Source organism: Streptomyces yerevanensis (genome assembly GCF_000716805.1).
GTDB classification, from domain to species: Bacteria; Actinomycetota; Actinomycetes; order Streptomycetales; family Streptomycetaceae; genus Streptomyces; species Streptomyces flaveus.
In genome coordinates this window covers 202,045-223,959 of sequence record NZ_JNWJ01000004.1, presented here as the reverse complement: position 1 = coordinate 223,959, position 21,915 = coordinate 202,045, and the positions used below count along the sequence as shown (strand labels likewise).

18 protein-coding genes and 1 pseudogene are annotated in these 21,915 nt (G+C 70.3%); 9 read left to right on the top strand and 10 right to left on the bottom strand.

Annotation, left to right across the window (positions count from 1 at the left end):
- Nucleotides 1-32: 32 nt before the first annotated feature.
- The 6 genes from miaA to hflX all read left to right on the top strand — a co-directional run bounded on the left by miaA (nucleotide 33) and on the right by hflX (nucleotide 8,185).
- Nucleotides 33-971: a tRNA (adenosine(37)-N6)-dimethylallyltransferase MiaA gene (gene miaA, locus OP79_RS05955; protein ID WP_033318903.1), complete on the top strand. Its 939-nt coding sequence runs from the start codon at nucleotides 33-35 to the stop codon at nucleotides 969-971.
- Nucleotides 972-1,079: 108 nt separating this feature from the next.
- Nucleotides 1,080-1,577 carry a hypothetical protein gene (locus tag OP79_RS05950; RefSeq protein ID WP_033318902.1) on the top strand — a complete coding sequence of 166 codons (498 nt, stop codon included), beginning with the start codon at nucleotides 1,080-1,082 and terminating at the stop codon, nucleotides 1,575-1,577.
- A 52-nt stretch (nucleotides 1,578-1,629) separates the two neighbouring features.
- On the top strand, nucleotides 1,630-2,499 hold the full coding sequence (dapF, locus tag OP79_RS05945; RefSeq protein WP_033318901.1) for a diaminopimelate epimerase: 870 nt from the start codon (nucleotides 1,630-1,632) through the stop codon (nucleotides 2,497-2,499).
- A gap of 168 nt (nucleotides 2,500-2,667) precedes the next feature.
- Nucleotides 2,668-4,824, top strand: a complete 2,157-nt coding sequence (locus OP79_RS05940; protein ID WP_033318900.1) for a RelA/SpoT family protein — start codon at nucleotides 2,668-2,670, stop codon at nucleotides 4,822-4,824.
- A gap of 102 nt (nucleotides 4,825-4,926) precedes the next feature.
- Nucleotides 4,927-6,468: a M1 family metallopeptidase gene (locus tag OP79_RS05935; RefSeq protein ID WP_051744431.1), complete on the top strand. Its 1,542-nt coding sequence runs from the start codon at nucleotides 4,927-4,929 to the stop codon at nucleotides 6,466-6,468.
- 223 nt (nucleotides 6,469-6,691) lie between these two features.
- Complete coding sequence (gene hflX / locus OP79_RS05930) at nucleotides 6,692-8,185, top strand: GTPase HflX (RefSeq protein ID WP_033318899.1); 1,494 nt, start codon at nucleotides 6,692-6,694, stop codon at nucleotides 8,183-8,185.
- Nucleotides 8,186-8,283: 98 nt separating this feature from the next.
- Here hflX and OP79_RS05925 read toward each other — a convergent pair whose 3' ends face one another.
- The 10 genes and pseudogenes from OP79_RS05925 to OP79_RS05885 form a co-directional block, all read right to left on the bottom strand.
- Entirely contained in the window at nucleotides 8,284-9,528 is a 1,245-nt protein-coding gene (locus OP79_RS05925; protein ID WP_106972297.1) for a trypsin-like serine peptidase, read from the bottom strand.
- A gap of 329 nt (nucleotides 9,529-9,857) precedes the next feature.
- A complete protein-coding gene (locus OP79_RS05920; RefSeq protein ID WP_033318898.1) occupies nucleotides 9,858-10,277 on the bottom strand; it encodes a nuclear transport factor 2 family protein in 420 nt (139 codons plus the stop codon).
- A gap of 141 nt (nucleotides 10,278-10,418) precedes the next feature.
- Nucleotides 10,419-11,225: an MBL fold metallo-hydrolase gene (locus OP79_RS05915; protein ID WP_033318897.1), complete on the bottom strand. Its 807-nt coding sequence runs from the start codon at nucleotides 11,223-11,225 to the stop codon at nucleotides 10,419-10,421.
- A 57-nt stretch (nucleotides 11,226-11,282) separates the two neighbouring features.
- Complete coding sequence (locus OP79_RS05910) at nucleotides 11,283-11,906, bottom strand: DsbA family protein (protein WP_033318896.1); 624 nt, start codon at nucleotides 11,904-11,906, stop codon at nucleotides 11,283-11,285.
- A gap of 175 nt (nucleotides 11,907-12,081) precedes the next feature.
- The gene (locus OP79_RS05905; protein ID WP_245685230.1) at nucleotides 12,082-12,525 is read right to left on the bottom strand and encodes a MarR family winged helix-turn-helix transcriptional regulator; all 444 of its coding nucleotides are present in this window, start codon (nucleotides 12,523-12,525) and stop codon (nucleotides 12,082-12,084) included.
- Nucleotides 12,429-12,800: pseudogene (locus OP79_RS56805) on the bottom strand (CocE/NonD family hydrolase C-terminal non-catalytic domain-containing protein); the annotation flags it as partial. The pseudogene OP79_RS56805 and the gene OP79_RS05905, both read right to left, overlap by 97 nt.
- 34 nt (nucleotides 12,801-12,834) lie before the next feature.
- Nucleotides 12,835-14,016, bottom strand: coding sequence for a cytochrome P450 (locus OP79_RS05900; protein WP_033318894.1), 1,182 nt, complete (start codon nucleotides 14,014-14,016; stop codon nucleotides 12,835-12,837).
- Between the two features lie 45 nt (nucleotides 14,017-14,061).
- Nucleotides 14,062-15,165 (bottom strand): NAD(P)/FAD-dependent oxidoreductase, encoded by a 1,104-nt coding sequence (locus tag OP79_RS05895; RefSeq protein ID WP_033318893.1) that lies wholly within the window; start codon nucleotides 15,163-15,165, stop codon nucleotides 14,062-14,064.
- Nucleotides 15,162-15,356: a ferredoxin gene (locus OP79_RS05890; RefSeq protein WP_189324802.1), complete on the bottom strand. Its 195-nt coding sequence runs from the start codon at nucleotides 15,354-15,356 to the stop codon at nucleotides 15,162-15,164. Before OP79_RS05890 ends, OP79_RS05895 begins: the two co-directional genes overlap by 4 nt.
- A gap of 45 nt (nucleotides 15,357-15,401) precedes the next feature.
- On the bottom strand, nucleotides 15,402-17,705 hold the full coding sequence (locus OP79_RS05885) for an ATP-binding protein (RefSeq protein WP_051744430.1): 2,304 nt from the start codon (nucleotides 17,703-17,705) through the stop codon (nucleotides 15,402-15,404).
- Nucleotides 17,706-17,919: 214 nt separating this feature from the next.
- Here OP79_RS05885 and OP79_RS55195 point away from each other — a divergent pair, with 214 nt between their 5' ends.
- The 3 genes from OP79_RS55195 (at nucleotide 17,920) to OP79_RS05875 (ending at nucleotide 21,885) form a co-directional block, all read left to right on the top strand.
- The gene (locus OP79_RS55195; RefSeq protein WP_157857283.1) at nucleotides 17,920-18,261 is read left to right on the top strand and encodes a hypothetical protein; all 342 of its coding nucleotides are present in this window, start codon (nucleotides 17,920-17,922) and stop codon (nucleotides 18,259-18,261) included.
- Nucleotides 18,262-18,373: 112 nt separating this feature from the next.
- Nucleotides 18,374-20,206: a flavin-containing monooxygenase gene (locus OP79_RS05880; RefSeq protein WP_033318892.1), complete on the top strand. Its 1,833-nt coding sequence runs from the start codon at nucleotides 18,374-18,376 to the stop codon at nucleotides 20,204-20,206.
- A complete protein-coding gene (locus OP79_RS05875) occupies nucleotides 20,203-21,885 on the top strand; it encodes an NHL repeat protein (protein ID WP_033318891.1) in 1,683 nt (560 codons plus the stop codon). The genes OP79_RS05880 and OP79_RS05875 overlap by 4 nt, the downstream gene beginning before the upstream one ends.
- Nucleotides 21,886-21,915 lie beyond the last annotated feature (30 nt).

Below are 21,915 nucleotides of genomic sequence, written 5' to 3'. Positions count from 1 at the left end.
GGAGAGGCCCCGAGGTTTGCGAGACTGTTGCGGTGAGTAGTGCAGCTCCCGCCCCGCGGGTCATCGCCGTCGTCGGTCCCACCGCGGCCGGAAAGTCCGATCTGGGAGTTCAGCTGGCCCAGCAACTCGGCGGCGAGATCGTCAACGCCGATTCCATGCAGCTCTACCGGGGGATGGACATCGGTACCGCCAAGCTGACGCCCGAGGAGCGTCGAGGCATCCCGCACCACCTCCTGGACATCTGGGACGTGACGGTGACCGCGAGCGTGGCCGAGTACCAGCGGCTCGCGCGCGCCCGCATCGACGCCCTCCTTGCCGAGGGGCGCTGGCCGATCCTCGTGGGCGGCTCCGGCCTGTATGTCCGGGGGGCCGTCGACAACCTGGAGTTTCCGGGTACGGATCCCGAAGTGCGGGCCCGCCTGGAGGAGGAGCTGACTCTGCGCGGCTCGGGTGCCCTGCACGCCCGGCTGGCCGCCGCCGATCCCGAGGCGGCCCACGCGATTCTGCCCAGCAACGGACGACGGATCGTCCGCGCCCTCGAAGTCATCGAGATCACCGGCAAGCCCTTCACCGCCAACCTGCCCGGCCACGACTCCATCTACGACACCGTGCAGATCGGCGTCGACGTGGCGCGCCCCGAACTCGACGACCGCATCACCCGCCGGGTGGACCGCATGTGGGACGAAGGACTCGTCGACGAGGTACGCGCGCTGGAGGCGCGAGGCTTGCGTGAGGGGCGTACGGCATCGCGGGCGCTCGGCTACCAGCAGGTTCTGGCGTCCCTGTCCGGAGAGTGCACCGACGACGAGGCGCGGGCCGAAACCGTACGCGCCACCAAGCGCTTCGCGCGCCGTCAGGATTCCTGGTTCAGGCGCGATCCGCGGGTGCACTGGCTCAGTGGGGCCGCGGCGGATCTCACGGAACTTCCCCGGCACGCTCTGAGATTGGTCGAACGACCGGTTACAGCCTGATCACGTCATGGCATCGGGACGCTCCGCCCGACATCCCGGCCTCTGACACCGTGCCATCATCGAGCTTCGATCGACCAAGTGGAGTCCGAGTTGGGAGGGCGCGTGGCGATGGAGGCCGGCCCTCGCGACACCGCACAAGGCACGGAGCACGACACCGTAAGGGATCAGCAGGATCCGGACGGGGACCGACTGAGCCCCGACGGGCCCGACGAAACCCCGGGCGGCGTGACCGCCGACGGACCCGGGCCCGACGAGATGTTCGCGGAGCCCGAGGTCGAGGTCGAGCTGCGTCCGCAGCGCCGACTGCGGATCTGGCAGCTCGCGCCCATCGTGGGCCTGGCCGCGCTCGGCTCCCTGATGTTCGCCTTCCCGCTGGCGTTCGACTTCGGCGACAGCGGGGCCATGATCGCCATGCTCGGCCTGCTGATCTCCTCCTGCGCTGCGGGCTGGGGCATGATGGCCGCCCGTCGCGTCGGCTACACCTGGCCCGGCCTGCCGCAGCGCGGCTCCGGCCGCCGACCGGACTGGCGGGTCGTGATCGCGTACGCCGTGATCGTCGCCCTCGTCGTCGTCCTCGCCGTGTGGCGGGTGGCCCGCCTGCGCTGAGGCCCCGCCCCACCCGGGCCGCGGTGTCGTACCCACCCCGTACGATCGAGGAATGAGCACGCGGATCGCCTTCCTCAAGGGGCACGGGACCGAGAACGACTTCGTGATCGTCCCCGACCCCGAGAACGCCATCGACCTGCCCCCGGCCGCCGTCGCCGCCCTCTGCGACCGCCGCGCGGGCATCGGCGGAGACGGTCTGCTGCATGTCGTACGGTCCGCCGTGCACCCCGAAGCCAAGGAGATGGCCGCCGAGACGGAGTGGTTCATGGACTACCGCAACGGCGACGGCTCGATCGCGGAGATGTGCGGCAACGGAGTGCGGGTGTTCGCGCGCTACCTCCAGCGCGCCGGACAGGTGACCGAAGGGGACATCGCGGTCGCCACGCGCGGGGGCGTGAAGAGGGTGCACATCGCCAAGGAGGGCGACATCACCGTCGGCATGGGCAAGGCGCTCCTCCCCGAAGGGGCCATCACCGTGAGCGTCGGTGAGCGCAGCTGGCCCGCGCGCAACGTGAACATGGGCAATCCGCACGCGGTCGCCTTCGTGGACGACCTCGGCCACGCCGGAGACTTGTTCGCACCCCCGCCGTTCAGCCCGGCATCCGCGTACCCGGACGGGGTGAACGTCGAGTTCGTCGTCGACCGCGGCCCCCAGCACGTCGCCCTGCGCGTGCACGAGCGCGGCGCCGGCGAGACCCGCTCGTGCGGTACGGGCGCGTGTGCCGTCGCGGTGGCGGCGGCGAGACGGGACGGCGCAGATCCCGCCGTGACCCGCACCCCGGCCACGTACACCGTCGATGTGCCCGGCGGACGCCTGGTGATCACCGAGCGGCCCGACGGCGAGATCGAGATGACCGGACCCGCGGTGATCGTTGCCGAGGGCGAGATCGACGCCGAGTGGCTCAAAACCGTAAACCCCTGAACCATCGCTCGAATGGGTGATCCGTTTCACGCTCGGCGTGAGGCGGTCAGCCGAGCGTGTTGGGCTCGGTAGCATCAAGCACCGGCCCGGACGGGGGAACGACATCATCCCCAGAGCCGTGTACGCCATGGGGCGCCCCGTCCGTCGGTCCAGCAGCCGGAGGTGCCCATGAGTGCGGAGGCCACGAACCCCGCGACGCCCGGCCCGATCGCGCCCGAGGCGCATCGCAGGAGGAGTCGCCCGCGCATCGATCTGCGCCGCCTCGGCCGAGCCGCGCTCCTGGGGTCCGCGGGCCGCGGCAGGCTGCCCGATGCGATCAGCCACGTGGTCGAGGCCCATCGCGCCCACCACCCCGACGCCGACCTGGAGCCACTGCGCCGGGCGTACGTCCTCGCCGAGTCCTCGCACCGCGGCCAGATGCGCAAGAGCGGCGAGCCCTACATCACGCACCCGCTCGCCGTGACCCTGATCCTCGCCGAACTCGGCGCGGAGACCACGACGTTGACGGCTTCTCTGCTCCACGACACCGTCGAGGACACAGAGGTGACGCTCGACCAGGTGCGGGAGGAGTTCGGAGAGGAGGTCCGCTATCTCGTCGACGGCGTCACGAAACTGGAGAAGGTCGACTACGGAGCGGCCGCCGAGCCGGAAACGTTCCGCAAGATGCTCGTCGCCACCGGCAACGACGTACGCGTGATGTCGATCAAACTCGCCGACCGGCTGCACAACATGCGCACTCTGGGCGTCATGCGCCCCGAGAAGCAGGCCCGTATCGCCAAGGTGACCAGGGACGTGCTGATCCCGCTCGCCGAGCGGCTCGGCGTCCAGGCGCTCAAGACCGAGCTCGAGGACCTCGTCTTCGCGATCCTGCACCCCGAAGAGTACGAGCGCACCAGGGGGCTCATCGTCGACAACGCGGCGCGCGCCGACGATCCCCTCGCGGAGATCGCGGAAGAGGTGCGCAAAATCCTGCGCGAGGCCGGGCTGCAGGCCGAAGTCCTCATCCGGCCACGGCACTTGGTCTCCCTGCACCGCACCTCCCGCAAGCGCGGCCGACTGCGCGGCGTCGACTTCGGACGCCTCCTGGTGCTCGTGAACGAGGACGCCGACTGCTACGGAGTGCTCGGCGAACTGCACACCTGCCTCACGCCGGTGGTCTCGGAGTTCAAGGACTTCATCGCCGTCCCCAAGTTCAACCTGTATCAGTCGCTGCACACGGCCGTCGCCCTACCCCAGGCTCGAGCAGACTCGCCCGGGGGTACCCCCATGGTCGGCCAGGTCGCCGAAGTCCTCATCCGTACGCACCAGATGCACAAAGTTGCCGAGGCCGGCGTCATTGCACTCGGCAATCCCTATGCTCCTCCTACGGAGGAGCAACTGGACAGTGACGGCGAGCGCGTCGACCCCACCCGCCCCGGCTGGCTCTCCCGCCTCCTTGACTGGCAGGAGGCCGCGCCGGATCCTGACACGTTCTGGTCCACGCTGCGCGAAGACCTCGCCCAGGACCGGGAGATCACCGTTTTACGTCCCGACGGCGGCACGATCGGGCTGCCCGCGGGCGCGAGCTGCGTGGACGCCGCGTACGCGCAGTACGGCGAGGACGCGCACGCCTGCATGGGTGCGCGCGTCAACGGCCGCCTGGCGACGCTGAGTACGGTCCTGAGGGACGGCGACACCGTGCAACTGCTCATGGGCCAGGACGCGTCCTCGGAGCCCTCCAGGGAGTGGCTGGAGCATGCGCGTACGCCCGCCGCGCGCATCGCCATCCAGCGTTGGCTCGCCACGCATCCCTCGCCCGACGCCACATCGGACGCGGAGATCTCCGTCGCGCCCCTCAGGCCGCCCGTCGACAGCTCTGCCGCGCCGCCCTCCGGCGCGAACGCAGTCGTGGACGAGCCCGGTGCGACCGTACGGCTCGCGGGCTGCTGTACGCCCGTACCGCCCGACGCGGTCACCGGCTTCGTCGTGCGCGGGGGAGTGGTGACGGTGCATCGCGTGGAGTGCGCTGTGGTGGCGCGCATGAAGGACGCGGGGCGCAAGGAGGTCGACGTGCGCTGGGGTGACACCACGGAGTGCCGTGTCACGCTGGTCGCCGAGTCCTTCGGGCGGCCGCATCTGCTCGCTGACCTGACCGAAGCCATCGCCCTGGAGGGTGTCGCCATCGTCTCGGCGACCGTCGAACCCCCCAGCCAGCAGCGCGTACGCCACACCTACACGCTCCAACTCCCGGACGCCGCACACCTTCCCGCACTTATGCGGGCGATGCGCAACGTGCCGGGTGTGTACGACGTGGGCCGGGCCCAGCACCAGGCGGCGACTCCGTAGCAGGCCATCAGCAGGCCATCAGCAGGCCATCGGCCACCCGTTCGAGTGTGCGCGGCGCGAGTCGTCACCGCACACTCGAACGGGCGCTGATAGCCGTGGTCCATGCCGCTCACCTCCAGGACCCCGGCTCCGCGCCCGAAGGCCCACAGGCCGCTCCGTACGGCGTTGCTGGCCGCCTCCTCCTCGCTCTGCCTCATCGCCGCGAGCGGTCCCGCGCCGGCGGAGCCGCTCGGCATCGGCGACCGCCTCTTCCCGCACCTGGGCAACCCCGGGTACGACGTCATGGCGTACGACCTCGCCTTCACCTACTCCGGAAACAACAGCGAGCCGCTGCCGACCGTCACCACGATCGACGCACGGGCGACAGACTGGTTGAAGCAGGTCAATCTTGACTACTCGCACGGAACAGTGCGATCCGTCGAGGTCAACGGTGTGCCCGCGGAGTTCCGCGGCGCGGGGGAGGACCTGGTGGTCACGCCCGCGAAGCGGCTGGCGCCCGGCAGCCGGATGCGGATCACTGTGGGCCACGACAGCGACCCGACGCCCAGGAAGGACGTGAAGAGCGGCTGGGTGCGGACCGAGGACGGGCTCGCCATGGCCAACCAGATCGACGCCGCGCACCGGGTCTTCCCGGGCAACGACCACCCCTCCGACAAGGCGATCTTCACGATCCGTGTCACCGCGCCCAACGGCTACACGGCCGTGGCGAACGGACTGCCGCTGGGCGCGGTCCGCCGTGCGAGGGCCACCACCTGGGCGTACCGAACCGAGCACCCCATGGCCACCGAACTCACCCAGGTGTCCATCGGCCGCTCCTCCGTGGTGCACAGGGGCGGCCCTGCCGGTCTCCCCGTACGCGATGTAGTGCCCTCCGAGGACCGCAAGAAGCTGGAGCCCTGGCTCAAGAAGACGCCCGGGCAGATCGCCTGGATGGAGCGGAAGATCGGCCGCTACCCCTTCGAGACGTACGGGCTGCTGATCGCCGAGGCGCGGACCGGCTTCGAACTCGAGACACAAACGCTCTCTCTCTTCGAGAGAGAGCTCTTCACACGTCCTGAGTTCTCGAAGGGGTACGTCGAGTCGATCATGGTGCATGAGCTGGCACACCAGTGGTTCGGCAACAGCGTCACCCCGCGCACCTGGTCCGACCTGTGGCTGAGCGAAGGACACGCCACCTGGTACGAGGCCCTGTACGCGGAAGAGACGGCGGACGAGCCCCTCGAGACACGGATGCGTGAGGCCTACGGGGCGTCCGACACCTGGCGGGCCGCCGGAGGCCCGCCCGCGGCGCCCAAGGCCCCCGAGCCCGGCCGGAAGATGAGCATCTTCAGGCCGAACCTCTACGGCGGCAGCGCCCTGGTCCTGTACGCGCTGCGCCAGGAGATCGGCCGCCCGGCCTTCGAGCGGCTGGAGCGGACCTGGGTGCGGATCCACCGTGACGGCACCGCGACGACCGCGGACTTCGAGCGCCTCGCCTCGGCCGTCGCGGAGCGCGATCTGAGCGCGTTCTTCAAGGCCTGGCTGTACGGCAAGAAGACCCCGCCCATGCCGGGACACCCGGACTGGCGCAGCGTCGCACCCGCCGAGAAGGGCGCGAAGCACGCGCCACAACCCTCGACGCCTCAGATCGAGAGCCACCGATGACTCAGAAATCGAGAGCCGTCGACAACAGAGCCGTCGATAACCCAGATGACGAGACGGGCGTGCCGTGCAACCATCATCAGGTCGACGACGCGGCACCCCGGGTCTCCGGCATGATCCGCCGGACGGACTCCAGAGCCGGGAATCTCCCGGCGGCCCCGCACGTTGTATCAAGTGACGGACCGCAGTTCGTCGCCCCATAGATCCCCATCGACGTAAGGACCCAATGACCTCCTCTTCTTCCCCTTCCCAGGACAAGCAGAGCCTCGTGCAGAACAGCCCCGAACGCCTTCGGGCCGATGCCCTGATGGAAGAGGACGTCGCCTGGAGCCATGCGATCGACGGCGAGTGGGACGGCGACCAGTTCGACCGCTCCGACCGCGCGGCACTGCGCCGAGTCGCAGGCCTCTCCACCGAGCTCGAGGACGTCACCGAGGTCGAGTACCGCCAGCTGCGTCTTGAGCGAGTCGTGCTCGTCGGGGTGTGGACCTCGGGGACCGCGGCCGACGCGGACAACTCCCTCGCGGAGCTGGCCGCACTCGCGGAGACCGCGGGCGCTCTGGTGCTCGACGGCGTGATCCAGCGCCGCGACAAGGCGGACCCGGCCACGTACATCGGCTCCGGCAAGGCCAACGAGCTGCGTGACATCGTGCTCGAGACCGGCGCGGACACCGTCATCTGTGACGGTGAGCTCTCGCCGGGCCAGCTGATCCACCTCGAAGACGTCGTCAAGGTCAAGGTGATCGACCGGACCGCCCTGATCCTCGACATCTTCGCCCAGCACGCCAAGTCCCGAGAGGGCAAGGCACAGGTCGCGCTCGCGCAGATGCAGTACATGCTGCCGCGGCTGCGAGGCTGGGGTCAGTCGCTGTCCCGTCAGATGGGCGGCGGTAAGGGCGGCGGCCTCGCCACCCGTGGTCCCGGTGAGACCAAGATCGAGACGGACCGGCGCCGTATCCGCGAGAAGATGGCGAAGATGCGCCGGGAGATCGCGGGCATGAAGGCCGGCCGCGACATCCAGCGCCGGGAGCGCCGTCGCAAGAAGGTGCCATCGGTCGCCATCGCCGGCTACACCAACGCGGGTAAGTCCTCGCTGCTGAACCGGCTGACGGGCGCGGGCGTCCTGGTCGAGAACGCGCTGTTCGCGACCCTCGACCCGACCGTGCGTCGGGCCGAGACACCCACCGGGCGGCTCTACACGCTGGCGGACACCGTCGGATTCGTACGACACCTGCCGCACCACCTCGTCGAGGCGTTCCGCTCCACGATGGAGGAGGTCGGCGATTCCGACCTGATCCTGCACGTGGTCGACGGCGCCCACCCGGCGCCGGAGGAGCAGCTGGCCGCCGTGCGCGAGGTCATCCGTGACGTGGGCGCGACGGACGTACCCGAGATCGTGGTGATCAACAAGGCGGACGCGGCCGATCCGCTGGTGCTTCAGCGGCTGCTGCGGATCGAGAAGCGCTCCATCGCGGTCTCGGCCCGTACGGGCCAGGGCATTGATGAGCTGCTCGCGCTGATCGACGTCGAACTGCCGCACCCCGCAGTCGAGTTGGAGGCGCTTGTGCCTTACACGCACGGCCGACTCGTCGCCCGCGCCTACACCGACGGCGAGGTGATCTCCGAGGAACACACCCCGGAGGGCACGCTGCTGAAGGTACGGGTGCACGAGGAACTGGCGGCTGAGCTGGCACCGTACGTTCCGGCGCCCGCCGTCTGAACACGGAGTCACACGGAGCTCCGCTGATCCGGAGAGCTTCATATGATGAAGGCCCGCCCCCTCTCGTAGGGGGCGGGCCTTCACACGTCAGCGTGCGGTCACTGCCCCGCGAACTTCTCGCTCACCGCGTCGTAGATCCCCTTGGCCTCCGTGCCCAGGTGCGGGCCCGCCAGCCAGCCCGCGGTCACCGGGCCGATCGAAGTGTTGGACACCAGCGCGGGCTTGCCGTCGGAGCCCTTCGCCACCCAGCCGCCGCCGGATGAACCGCCGGTCATCGTGCAGCCGATGCGGTACATCGTCGGGTCGGACTTGGCGAGTGAGAGCCGGCCCGGCTCGTCCTCGCACTGGTGCATCGTCTCGCCGTCGAACGGCTTCGCGGCCGGATAGCCCGTCGCCGTGATCGTGCCGACCTCGGCCACGGCCGGGGCGTCGAATTCCACCGGAAGTGCCGAACCGACCGTCTCCTCCAGGGACTTGCCGCCACTGCCCTCCTCCGGCGTCACATGAATGACGGCGAAGTCGTACGAGGCGCCCTGGCCGCCCGTCGCGCCGCCCTGCTCGATCCACTGGTCGGAGGTCTGGGCCCAGTTGCCCCACCAGACGCCGTACGGAGCGACCTCCTCCTGGGTGGCGTTCGTGAGTTCCGCCGCCGACTTGGCGTCGTTGTTGTACGAGGGCACGAAGGCGATGTTGCGGTACCAGCCGCCCGCCTTGCCGGCGTGTACGCAGTGGCCCGCGGTCCACACAAGGTTGGACTTGCCCGGGTTGGCCGGGTCCTCGACGACGGTCGCCGAGCAGACCATCGTGCCCTCGGGGGAGTCGAAGAACACCTTGCCCGCCTCGGGGGCGTTGTCGTGGTACGCCGCCTGCACGGGCTGCGCGTCCACGGGTGCCGGCTCCGGGTCGGTGACGCCCTGGTCACCGGCGAGGTCGCTCTCGTCGACGCCCTTGCCCTGGTCCGGGTCCTCGGCCTCGCGCATACGGTCCGGGTCCCACAGGTCCTCGATGATCGGGTTGACGAAATCGCCGGCCTCGCGCAGCCAGTCGTCCTTGTCCCAGTTCTTCCAGGCGCCGCCCTTCCACTGGTCCAGGTCGATCCCGTGCTCCTTGAGCCTGTCCTGGATGTCGTCCGGGATGTCGTCCGGGATCTGGATCTTGTCGTCGCCGCCGGTGGCCGCGGGGGCGGACGCGTCGCCGCCCGCGTTCGTGTCGCCGCCCGAGTCGCAAGCGGTGGCCGTCAGGGCCAGTGCGGTGGCCAGTCCGACCGCCGCCAGCATGGGGGAGGGCCCGCGGCGCGTGCTCCTCCCTCGACGGGCGGCGAAGAGCGGGCGTATGGATCGCATGGTGTAACTCCCCCTGGACGTAAGAGAACGCTGGCTGCCATATGCAGCTTCGTACGGAACTGCCGCCCCGGACTTGCCTGGAGCGGACCGGTTCGGGCGTTCAACTGGGATCGCTGAACGGCACCAAAGACTATGCCGTCGCTGTGGGGGACTTCCGATGGAACGGCAACGGTTTCGCTACGGGGCCTTCTGATCCGGCGATCCTCCGGCGATCTTGTCCAGGACGAAGTGCGGGCGGACCCCTCCTTTGACCGATACTCAGCAGCGGCGGAGCCGCGTACAGCGGTGGACGTCATCCGCTGCGATGCCGACCTCCAGGTGAAGGTATGTCAGGCGGACATGGCGTCGCGGACTTTGGCGGTGTCCACGAACTGCTCGAAGCGGACGATGAGGCCGCCGCGGACGATGAAGTGATGGGCGACGCGGACGTTGATGTCCTTGCCGGTGGCCTTGTTGGTGGCGGTGTAGCGGGCCAGCACCACGACGTTCTCGCCGTCGACTACGTAGGTGTCGTCGTGGGCGGTCCAGTCGTCCCAGTCCTTGGCCAGCTGTTCCATGACGGCGGAGGTGACGCCCTCGGGGGTGCGGTAGGTGCCGGCCAGCGGGAAGCCTGCCATCTCGGTCCACTCCACGTCGTCGGCCAGGGTGGCCCGCAGTGCCTCGAGGTCGCCGTGGGCGGAGGCGAGATACTGGCGCCGCACCACGTCGGCGGGGGCGGTGGAGGTGTGGAAGCCGGTCGTCTCGGTCACAGTGGTGGCCTTTCTGGTGGTGTGGGCCAGGAGGAAACGGCGCCGGTGAGGAGCTGGGTCGGCGGCGTAGGTGGCTGCGGGGTGGGGCGGTCCGGTGCCGGGTGGGGGCGCCCGGCACCGGACCGCCGGGAAGGGGCGGGATCAGCCCCAGGTCATCTCGCCCTTGGCGACCTTGGCGCCGAGCTGGGCCGCGATGAGCATGCCGGCGTCCGGGTAACGGGCGATCAGCGCCTTGGTGAGGGCCTCACCGCTGTCGGCCTTGGCCAGTTCGGTCTCGAACACGGTGAGGTAGTCACGGGTGTAGGCGATCGGGCTCGCGTCGAGGGTGGTGGTGGGCAGCCGGTGGCCGGGGACGGCGAAGGCCGGGTCCAGGGCCGTCATCTCATCCAGCAGCTCGGTCCATACGGCGCGGGACTCAGGCGTGGCGGTGTCGGCGACCCAGACGTGCTCGTTCTGGAAGAGGAGCACGCCGGCGACGATCGCCCGGTGCTCGGCCTGCCACAGGTAGTGGCGGTCGGGCAGGCCGGGGAGGCCGCCCTTGAGCTGGAAGACGTGGCCCTCGAAGGTGATGTCGCCGGTCAGTTCGGCCGGCTCGACCAGCCGGGTGGGGCGGTTGACGCCGACGGGCTCCCAGGCCTTGAGCTTGCCCTCGTACGCGTCCCGGATGTGCTCGATGACCAGCGGGGTGGCGAAGAGTTCGGCCTGGGGGAAGGCGTCGGCGACGACCTCGGCACCCCAGTAGAAGTCGGGGTCGGCGTGGCTGATGAAGACCTTGGTCAGCGTCTTGCCGGAGTCGAGGACCTCGGCGACCAGGCGGTGGCCGTCCGCGCGGGTGAACCCGGCGTCGATCAGGAAGGCCTCCTCCTCGCCGGTGATCAGAGTGGCGGTCTTGTTCTTCGAGCCGACGGGGAAGTCCAGGTCGATGACCTTGAAATCGAGAGTGCTCATGGTGATTCCTTCCATGGGAGAGGGGGGAGCGACGAAAAGGGGGCGGGGAACAAGCGGTCAGGACACGGAGGTGAGTGCGTCCAGGCGCCGGTTGATCTCCTCGGCGGTGGCATGGCCGACGGCCAGGACCGTGGTGCTGCGGTCGCCTGTGACGGCCAGCAGGGTGGGGAAGCTGTCCACGCCCAGGCCGGCCGCTCGTACGAAGTCGTCCTGCGCGGCGGCGGCCGACTCCGGCGCGGTGAACGCGGCGACGACGCTCTCCGCCTCCAGGCCGGCCGCTTCGGCGAGCGCCCGATAGGTGGCCGGGTCGGACAGGCTCAGGCCGTCCACGTAGAACGCGTGCTGCAGAGCGGCGGCCAGTTCCACGGTGCGGTCGGGCGCGGCCTGCCGCAACGCGGCCACACCCCGCGCGGCGGCCTCGGAGTCCATCACGAACGAGCCGTCCGCGATCAGCCGCTCGTAGGCGGCCCCGAACTCCGCCCCGGTCAGCTCGCTGATCTTGGCGTTGGCGCCCTGGACGTATCCGAACTCGCGGATCGGCACCCGGCGCGAACCCGTGAACAGGCCACCGGACACCACGTCCACCTCCAGGTCGGGGCGCCGTCGCACCACCTCGGCCAAGGTCGACGCGAAACCGTGCGACCAGCCGCAGTAGGCGTCGAAGACGTAGACGAGCTTCATGAGGATGGGCCTCTCGGTTACCGGATCCGCCTTCCGCGGACCTTCGACTGAGACAACAGTATCTGACGTGTCAGGTATTTCCTCACGGTGAAACTCATCGATCCACCTCGGCATTACCAGCCCCAGCCCCAGCCCGGGCACCGGTGCCCGGGCTGGGGCTGGTGGTCTACTCGGCTCAGCGCAGGCGGGGCAGCGCGTCGCGCGCCGAGAAGCTCAGCGTCCGCAGATCGCGCGTGAACTGCTCTCGGTGCTCCGGGGGCAACTGGTCGAGGAAGAGCCGCTGCACGTTCTCGGCATGCAGGCGGGCCGCCCGCACCGCGGTCTCCTCTCCGAGCCGGGTCAGTCTGACCAGCCGTCCCCGGCGGTCTCCCGGATTCTCGTCGCGGGCCACCAGGCCCGCTGCCTCCATCCGGTCCACCAGCCGTGTCACGCCGCCCGTGGTGAGGACCCGCTCCTGCGCGATGGCCCGCATCGACATTCCCGGCTCTCCGGCCCGGCCCAGAATCAGCAGCACCTCGAACATCAGGTGGCTGATCCCGCACTCCTTCTCGATGGCCCGTCCCAGGATGTACTCCAGCCGGTTCGCGGCTCCCTGCAGCCAGCCGAAGGCCAGTACCAGCTTGTCGTTCGCCGCCTGCTCGGCCGTCGTGATCTGCGAGTCCCGTGCCACCGACCCACCCTTTCCCACCTGTTAGTCGTGACGCAGACGCGCCGTTGACCATCATCCCGCGCACGCGAGATGAGCGGGGCCCTGCTGGTACGTGGTGGAACCCTCGCGATCATGCCTCGGCGCCGGCCTGCCACGGGGAAGTCGCCGCTGGAGACCTGGACGCGGATGCGGTGGCCGCGCTCGAAGCGGCACGCTGTGGGCCACAGCCGTACAGATCTCGGCGCCGACCGCCCCGGCCGCCTTGAGGGTGTACGTGGCTCAGTGGATGCGTACGGGCAGACTCTGGAAGCCGCGGGTGATGTTGTTCAGGGCGCGGACCGGTTCGCCGGTCAGTTCGATCCGTTGTACGCGGGCGGCCAGAGCCTTGAGGACGGCGTGCGTTTCGAGGCGGGCGAGGCCCTGACCGGCGCAGGCGTGGTTGCCGTAGCCGAAGCCGAGGTGGTCGACGGGGTTGCGGCGGATGTCGAAGCGGTCGGGGTCGGGGAAGTGCCGCTCGTCGCGGTTGGCCGCGCCGTAGCTGTGCAGGACGCGGGCACCCGCCGGGATCACCACACCTTCGCCGAGATCCACCTCGCGGGTGGTGGTCCGGGAGAAGACCTGGATGGGGCTTTCGATCCGTACGATCTCGTTGAACGCGGCGGGCACCAGCGAAGGTTCGGAGCGCAGCAGGTCCCACTGCTCGGGGTGGCGGGCGAACAGCCACATGCCGCTGGAGATCGTGCTGATGGTGGTGTCGAAGGCGGCCACCACATAGCCCGCGAGCAGGCCGATCGCTCCTTCGACGGGGATCTGGCCCGCCTTGTGGGCCTCCAGCAGGGTCCAGCCGAAGCCGCCGGGTACGAGGTTCTCCTTGGCGACGACCTCGGCGAGGTAGCCCATGAGGGCCTCGACCTTCGGTACCGAAGCGGCCGTGCGCGGACAGGCCGGTCCGGCGGAGTCGAACCAGCCCGCGGCCATGTCGAGCAGCTGGTCGCGGCCTTCCGCCGGCCAGCCGATCAGGTCCATGATCACGTGGACGGGGAGGTCCTGGGCCAGGTCCGTGACGGCGTCGAAGGAACCCCGCGCCACCAGATCCGCGGCCAGCTGGTCGGCCCGGCGGTCGATGTCCGCGGCGACCGGGCGCAGCGCGCGCGGGGAGAGCCGGTCGGTGAACAGCTTGCGCTGCTCGGTCTGTGCGGGCGGGTCCATGTTGATCAGGGCGCTGCCCCAGGCGTCGTTGAAGCCGTCGTTGAGGCCGATGCCCTGACCGGAGGAGAAGGTCTCCCAGTCGCCGAGGGCCGAACGCACCTGCTCGTAGCGGGAGATGAACCACAGGCCGTGGCGGGTCAGGTGGACGGCCGGGCCCAGATCGCGCAGCGCTTTGTAGTGGGGGTACGGGTCGGTGAGCGCCTCGTCGCTGAAGAGGTCGAGGTCGGAGGTCAGGGGCGTGGTGGTGGTCATGGCGATCTCCTTTGATCGTGGGAATCGTGGGAAAGGACGCAGGTGTCACGCGGCCAGCGCGCGCAAACGGCCCACCGGAATGCGGTGGTTGAGGGCGGCGGCCACCGGGTGGGCCGGGTGATCCCAGCGCAGCAGGGCGGAGAGCTCGGCCACCGAGCCCTTGAGCACGGTCGGCTCCCCGGCGGCGGGCAGGGTTCCGGCGAGCTTGACGGCCAGGCCGAACGCCTCGGTCCAGAAGTACGGCTGCGGGGTGTACGGCGCTGCCGCGTCCCCGTGCAGCAGGGCGGCGACGCCCGCCCGTGCCTGGCCGATCGCGCTGTCCCAGTGCGGGGTACGCCGGAAGCGGCCGTCGCCGGTGGGGAAGGTGGCGACGTCGCCGACGGCGATGACGTCCGGGACGGCGGTCCGGCAGTGCTCGTCGACCACGACCCCGCCGAGCAGGGTCACTCCGGAGCCCGCCAGCCATTCGGTGTTGGGGCGGCAGCCCACGGCGGTCACGACGAGATCGGCCTCCAGCCGCCTGCCGTCGGCGAGTTGAGCACCGTACGGCAGCGGAGCCACGCCGTCCGGGGCCACGACCGTACGCACGCCCCGCTCTCGCGTGGCCCGGCCGAACAGCCCGGCGAGGAAGGGCCCCAGCGTGGTCAGGAAGGGCTCCCGGACGTCGACGACGGTGACGTCCAGACCGAGGTCGGCGGCAGCAGAGGCGATCTCCATGCCCAGGAAGCCGCCGCCGACCACCAACAGGCTTGCGGCCTTGGCGAGTTCGGTGCGCAGGCGCAAGGCGTCGTCCAGCGTGCGCAGAACGAGCCCGTGCTCTCCCAGGGTGCGGGCCCGCGCCCCGGTGGCGATCACGAGCTTGTCGTACGGGATCTCCTCACCGTCCGCCATCCGCACCCGCCGGGTGTCCGGGTCCAGGCCCGTGGCGCGCGTGCCGGTCAGGACCTCGACGTTGCCGCCGAGCTGCGGGAGCAGGACATCGCCGGCGTCCTCCGTACCCTTCAGCACGCCCTTGGACAGCGGCGGCCGGGTGTACGCGGCCTGCGCCTCCTCGCCGATGAGGGTGATCGCCCCGTCCCAGCCCCGCGCCCTCAGTTCGTCGACGGCAGTCACTCCGGCGAGCGAGCCGCCTACCACCACCGCCCTCATCGGCCGATCCTCAGCGCCGCCACGGGACAAGCCCGAGTGGCCGCCTCGGCCTTCTCCGACAGCTCGTCGGGGACCTCGGCCACCAGGACGGTGACCACGCCGTCGTCGTCGAGCCCGAAGACCTCGGGCGCGGCCTGCTCACAGAATCCGAAGCCGTCACAGCGGCTCCCGTCCACCTCGATGTGCACCATGCCGACCACCATCGGCGCGGGGCACGCCCGGGGATACAGGTGGAACTACGGGGTGGGTACCTGATTCACCTGCTCCGGATTCCCCCGCTGCTGCTTCTGCGCCACCCACGCCGCGATCTGCGTACGAGAGCCGAAGCCGAGCTTGGCCAGGATGTGCTCCACGTGGCCGTCGACCGTGCGCGGCGACAGCACCAGGGCGGCGGCGATACGGCGGTTGCTCATCCCCTGGGCCACCAGTGCGGCCACCTCGCGCTCCCGGCGGGTCAGCGGACCGGGCCCGGGCTGCGACTCGGCGCCGGTACCGGGGTCCGGCCGACTGTCGAGGGCGTAGGCGATGGCTCGCGCGGGCCGGTCGTGCCGGCCGCCCTCGGCGAGGGCCTTCTCGTACGCCTCTGGGCCCAGGGCCACTACGACCATCCGTTCGCACTGCTCGTGCCGATCCGCCAGGTGCGGGCCGAACGCCGCGATGGTCGTGCCGATGTCCCGCCACAGGGGCCGAACAGCTCCCAGCAGTCGCGCCGCCCGCTCGTGGTCGCCCCCGGAGGCGGTGATCCAGGCCAGCAGCTCCATCATCAGCGCCGTACCGGCGTAGTCGTTGAAGCCCCGTTGGATGTTAAGACCGGCCCGCGTCAGGGCCGTACCCGACTCCGGGTCGCCGCGCACCCAGGCGTCGTGGCCGAGCGCCCACAGCGCGTAGGAGCGGCACCACCGCTCGCCGTGCGCCTCGGCGGCGGCCACCGCGCGCCGCCCGGTTCGCTCGGCCTGCGGGTCGGCCATGTGGGCCTGTGCCACGGCGAGTTGGAACAAGGAGAACAGGGCTCCCGGACCGTCGCCCACCGCCTCGTGCGCGGCCACCGCCCGCTCGTACGAGGACACGGCCTCCGCCAGATGCCCCCGGAACAGCGCCGACGTGCCCCTGAAGCCCTGGACGTACGCCCCCACCACCGGGTCCTCCAGCCGGGCGCCCAACTCCCCGGCCTCCGCCAGCGCCCGGTCCGCGGCAGGGTGGTCGCCCTGGAGCAGGGCGGCCCAGGCGGCCACCCACAGCGCTCTGGCCCGGGCGGGGGTCGGCTCGGGGGCCGCCTGAAGCGCCCGGTCCAGCCAGCGCCGTCCCTCGCCGAGGAACCCGTCGGCGCACCAGTGGAACCGCAGCGCGGCGACCAGCGCCAGGGCCGTCTGTGGATCGCTGTGCTCCAGCGCCGTACGGAGATTGCCGTGTTCGGCGCGCAGCCGGGCCAGGCCTTCCTCCTGCCCGGCGCCGTACCAGCCCTCGGCGATGCGCTCGGCGAGTCGACGATAGAAGTCGCGGTGCCGGGCCCGTATCCGCTCCTCCTCGCCGGACTCGGTGAGCCGCTGTCCGCCGTACTGGCGGATGGTCTCCAGCAGCCAGTAGCGCGGCTGGCCCTCCCGCTCGGTGATGAGGACGACGGACTGGGCGACCAGCCGGTCGAGCAGATCCAGCACGTCCCGGGGCGCGATGCCGTCCCCCGCGCACACGGCTTCGGCGGCGTCCAGGCCGAAGCCGCCGGCGAAGACGGACAGCCGGTTCCACAGCAGCCGCTCGTCGGGCGCGCACAGCTCGTAGCTCCAGTCGATGAGTGCGCGCAGGGTCCGCTGGCGGGGGCGGGCGGTCCGGCTGCCGCCGGTGAGCAGGGCGAAGCGGTCCTCCAACCGATCCGCCACCTGATCGACGGAGAGGGTACGCAGCCGGGAGGCGGCCAGCTCGATGGCCAGCGGCAGCCCGTCCAGGTGGGCGCACAGCCGGGTGACGGCGGCCCGGTTGGCGTCGGTGACCTCGAACTCCGGTCGGCAGGCCGCGGCCCGGTCGCGCAGCAGCTCCACCGCCTCGTCCGGCACGGACAGTGGCGCGACAGTGAAGACGTGCTCCCCGACGATGCCGAGAGTCTGCCTGCTCGTGGTGAGGATGCGCAGGCCGGGGGCGGCCGACAGCAGCGTGTCGACCAACTCGGCACAGGCGTCGACCAGATGCTCGCAGTTGTCCAGCACGATCAGGCACTGGCGCGTGGCCAGGAACCCCGCGAGCTGCTCGATCACGGGCCTGGCCGACAGATCGGGCACGCCGAGAGCGGTGGCGGCGACCCCCGGCACCGTCGCAGGGTTCTGCACCGGGGCGAGATCCACCAGCCACACCCCGTCCGCGAAGCCCTTCCGCACGGCCGCGGCCACCTCCAGCGCCAGCCGCGTCTTGCCCACCCCGCCCACTCCGGTCAGCGTCAGCAGCCTCGCCGCGCCGAGGCGGCGGCGGATCTCGGCGATGTCCTGCCGTCTGCCCACGAACGTCGTGAAGGCCGCCGGCAGGTTTCCCGGGCCCTGCTTGGTGCTGCTCACACGCCAACGCTAAGGAAACCTGTCGATCGACGGCAAGCCCTGAGCAGGCAACACGGTCGGCAACGCACCTTCGCCTCGACCAACTCCCTTGTACCTACGGCCAGTCGACCCACTCCGGCCAGTAGCGGGCGCGACTGACGACGCGCTTTACTTGCGTCAAGCAATTTCCGATAAGCTGCTGCTTGACTTAGGCAAGCGCTCGTACGGTAGATCCATGACCACACCACCTGGCACCCGCGAGAAATCCTCGCCCGCGCCCCGCGAAGGTCAGCACGCCCTGGTCGCCGGCGCCGAGGGTCCCGACGTGTCCGAAGCCCTCACCAGTGCGCTGAAGCCGGCGGGCTGCCAGGTCGAGGCAGCGAGGCAGGGCGGACCAGGAGGGGCCGGCCCTGATCCACACCCGGCGGGGCTTCGGCTACTGGCTCGGCTGCCCGAGTGCGTCGTCGCCGACAGTTCGCTGGGTCTGACACGTATCGAGTCCGCTCGTGTCTCAGCGGGCTGTGATCTCCGCCATGTCAGGTTTCTGTCCGGAAAGCGACCGAAGGCTGTCAGCTAGCCCTGCTTGCATATGTGCCGCAGTTCACCCCGGCGTTCCACTCCGATCAGCAGTTCCCCCCACCCGAGCACATCACCTGTGCGTCACCTCGGACAGCAGAAAGGGCACATGCATGTCCACCTCCCCACAGTCCGCCGGACACTCCTCGACTCCCGAGGAGCTGGGCTTCGACCCCGACGCCCTGCGTGCGAAGTACCGCGCCGAGCGCGACCGCAGGATCCGTCCCGACGGCAACCAGCAGTACCGGCGCCTCACCGGCCTGGGCTCGTACGCCGATGACCCGTACACCGAGTTCGTCGCCCGGGAGCCGTTGCACGACCGGGTCGAGGCGGTGGTGATCGGCGGCGGGTTCGGCGGGCTGCTCGCCGGGGCGCGGCTGCGGCAGGCGGGCGTGGAGTCGATCCGGGTGATCGAGCAGGCCGGCGACTTCGGCGGGACCTGGTACTGGAACCGGTATCCGGGCATCCACTGCGACATCGAGTCGTACATCTATATGCCGCTGCTGGAGGAACTCGGCTATGTCCCGAAGTGGAAGTACGCGCCGGGGGAGGAGATCCGGCAGCACGCGATGGCGATCGGGCGGCACTTCGACCTCTACGACGACGCCTGCTTCCAGACCCAGGTGAACGAACTGCGCTGGGACGACACCGACTTGGAGTGGATCGTCAGCACGGACCGCGGGGACCGGATGCGGGCCCGCTATGTGGTGATCTCCAGCGGAACGCTCAGCATGCCCAAACTCCCCGCCGTCCCTGGCATCGAGACGTACAAGGGACACGTCTTCCACACCAGCCGCTGGGACTACGACTACACGGGCGGCGACGCGAACGGCGGCCTGGACAAGCTGGCCGGCAAGCATGTCGCCGTCATCGGCACCGGCGCGACCGCGATCCAGGTCGTCCCGCACCTGGGCCGTGACGCCGGACACCTGTACGTGTTCCAGCGCACGCCCTCCACGGTGGACGTGCGCGGCCAGCGCCCCACGGACCCGGAGTGGGCCAGGTCGCTGGAGCCGGGCTGGCAGAAGCGGCGGATGGAGAACTTCCTGAAGATCGTCACCGGCATCCGGGTGGACGAGGACCTGGTGAACGACGCCTGGACCAGCAGCGCCCGGTTGCAGGAGAAGCTCGTCCCGACCAACGCGTACGCGGACGTGCCGGCCGAGGAGCGGGAACACGCCTACGAGATCGCCGACTTCATGAAGATGAATGAGCTGCGCGCCCGGGTGGACTCCATCGTCGAGGATCCGGAGACAGCGGAGAAACTCAAGCCGTGGTACCGCTACATGTGCAAGCGGCCCACGTTCAGCGACACCTACCTCGACACGTTCAACCGGCCCGATGTGACGCTGGTGGACACAGCCGACACCCACGGAGTGGAGCGGATCACCGAGGACGCCGTCGTGGTCGGCGACACCGAGTACGAGGTCGACTGCGTCGTCTTCGCGACCGGCTTCCAGGTCGGGGTGTCGGGGATCCTGTCCGGGCAGCTGCCGGTGTACGGCCGGGGCGGCATCAATCTGCTGGAATCCTGGAGGACCGGCGGCGTGAAGACGCTGCACGGGTTCACCATGGGCGGCTTCCCCAACCTCTTCTCACTCGGCCCGCTGCAGAACGCCTCCGCCGTGAACTACGTGCACATCCTCGACGAGCAGGCGACCCACGTCGCCGAGATCGTCACCGAGGCGCGCAAGCGGCAGGCCCGGTACGTCGAGCCGACCGCCGAGGCCCAGGACGCCTGGGCGGCCACGATCCATGAGAAGGCCGCGGACCTGCACAAGTTCCAGGCCGAGTGCACCCCCGGCTACTACAACAACGAAGGCAAGCCGCGGCAGCGCAGCGAGTCGTACGGCGACGGGCCGGTCGCCTTCCACGAGCTGCTCCGCCGCTGGCGCGAGGACGGCGGCATGGACGAGGTCCTCGGAGAGACGGAGCAGCCGGCATGAACAACGTGTCTTCCAGCCGGTTCGACGACACCGGCAACCGGCAGGTCACCAGCGCTCGTTGGCAGGCCGAGCGGCTCAACTTGCCCAACCGGCTGTGGGGTTCCAACGGCGTCGCCTTCGGGCCCGACGGGCGGCTGTACGTCGCTCAGTTCCTGGCCGGCCAGATCAGCGCCGTCGACCCCGCCACCGGGGACGTCGACGTGATCGTGCCGATGGACAGCCCCGTACAGTCGCCGGACGACCTCGCCTTCGGGGCGGACGGCTCGATGTACATCGCCGACCTGGTTCCGGGGCGGGTGTGGCGCCGCAGCCCGCGGGGCGAGTACACGCTCGTCTCCGACGACGTGACGAACCCGAACGGCATCACCTGTGTCGGCGACCGGCTGTTCGTGAACGAGATGAAGCCCGACGGCCGTCTGATGGAGCTCTTCCCGGACGGCCGCGACCCCGTGGTCCTCACCGAAGGGCTGGCCCTCGGCAACGCGATGCAGCTCGGCCCGGACGGCCACCTCTACTACCCGCACATGATGAGCGGCCCGAACCCCCTGCTCACCGGCCAGGTCTGGCGGATCCCGCCGGACGGGGGCGCGCCCGAGGTGGTCGCGGACGACGTCCACCAGCCGGTCGCCGTGCGGTTCGACCAAGGTGGGGTCCTGCACGTCCTGTCCCGGGGCCCTGAGGGCATCGTCACCCGCATCGACCTGCACGGCAGCGGGTCGCGGGCGCTGGTCACCAGTGGGGTGGTCGGCCTGGACAACGCGGCGTTCGACGCCGAGAACCGTATGTTCGTCTCCAGCTACGCCAGCGGCGGGGTCACCGAGATGCATCCCGACGGGCGGACGCGTGAGCTCGTGCCGCGCGGTTTCGACGGGCCGTACGGAGTCACGATCGATCTGGGCGGCACGGTGTACGCCGCCGACCACTACCGGGTGGCGAGCCCGGCACTGTCCCACGAGGGCGAACCACACCGCACGGGCTCTGCCGGGGGCGAGCCCGGTGGCGTGACCACCGAGGCCCTGCTGCACTTCTCCCACGGCATCACCACCGACGGTGAACTCCTGCACCTCACCTCGCAGTTCGGGCAGGTGCAGACGTACGACCCGGCGCAGAAGACCACCCGGACACGGGCCACCGGACTGAACCGGCCCCTGGGCATCACGGTCGGGCCGGACGGTTCGCTCGTCGTCGCGGAGGCGGGCGCCGGGCGGGTCGTGGCCGTGGACGCGAGCGATGCCGTCACCGTGCTTGCCGAGGGCTTCGAGCAGCCCGTGGACGTGGCCTTCGACGCGGAGGGGCGCTGCTATGTCAGCGACGAGCGGCGGGGTGCCGTACTGAGGATCGAGGAGGACGGGAAACCGACGGTCGTCGCGGAGGGGCTCGGCGCACCGCAAGGGCTGGTGGTCCTGGGCGACGAGCTGTTCACGGTGGAGACCGGGCAGCGCAGGCTGCGGGCGATCTCGCTGACGACGGGGGAGTCCCGGATCGACGCCGAGGATCTGCCGGTCGGCCCACCGCCGGGCGTCGTGCCCCGCGCCGAACCCGCCCTGTTCGCGGGCGGCATGCCCGGCCTGGCCCGCCGCTTCGCCGGACTCGCCGTCGCCCCGGACGACACACTGCTCCTCTCGGCCAACGGGGAGGGCACCGTGCTGCGGCTGACGTCCCCGGAAGGACCACGGTGAGCGGCCTGACCTGAACTCATTGAGTCGGAC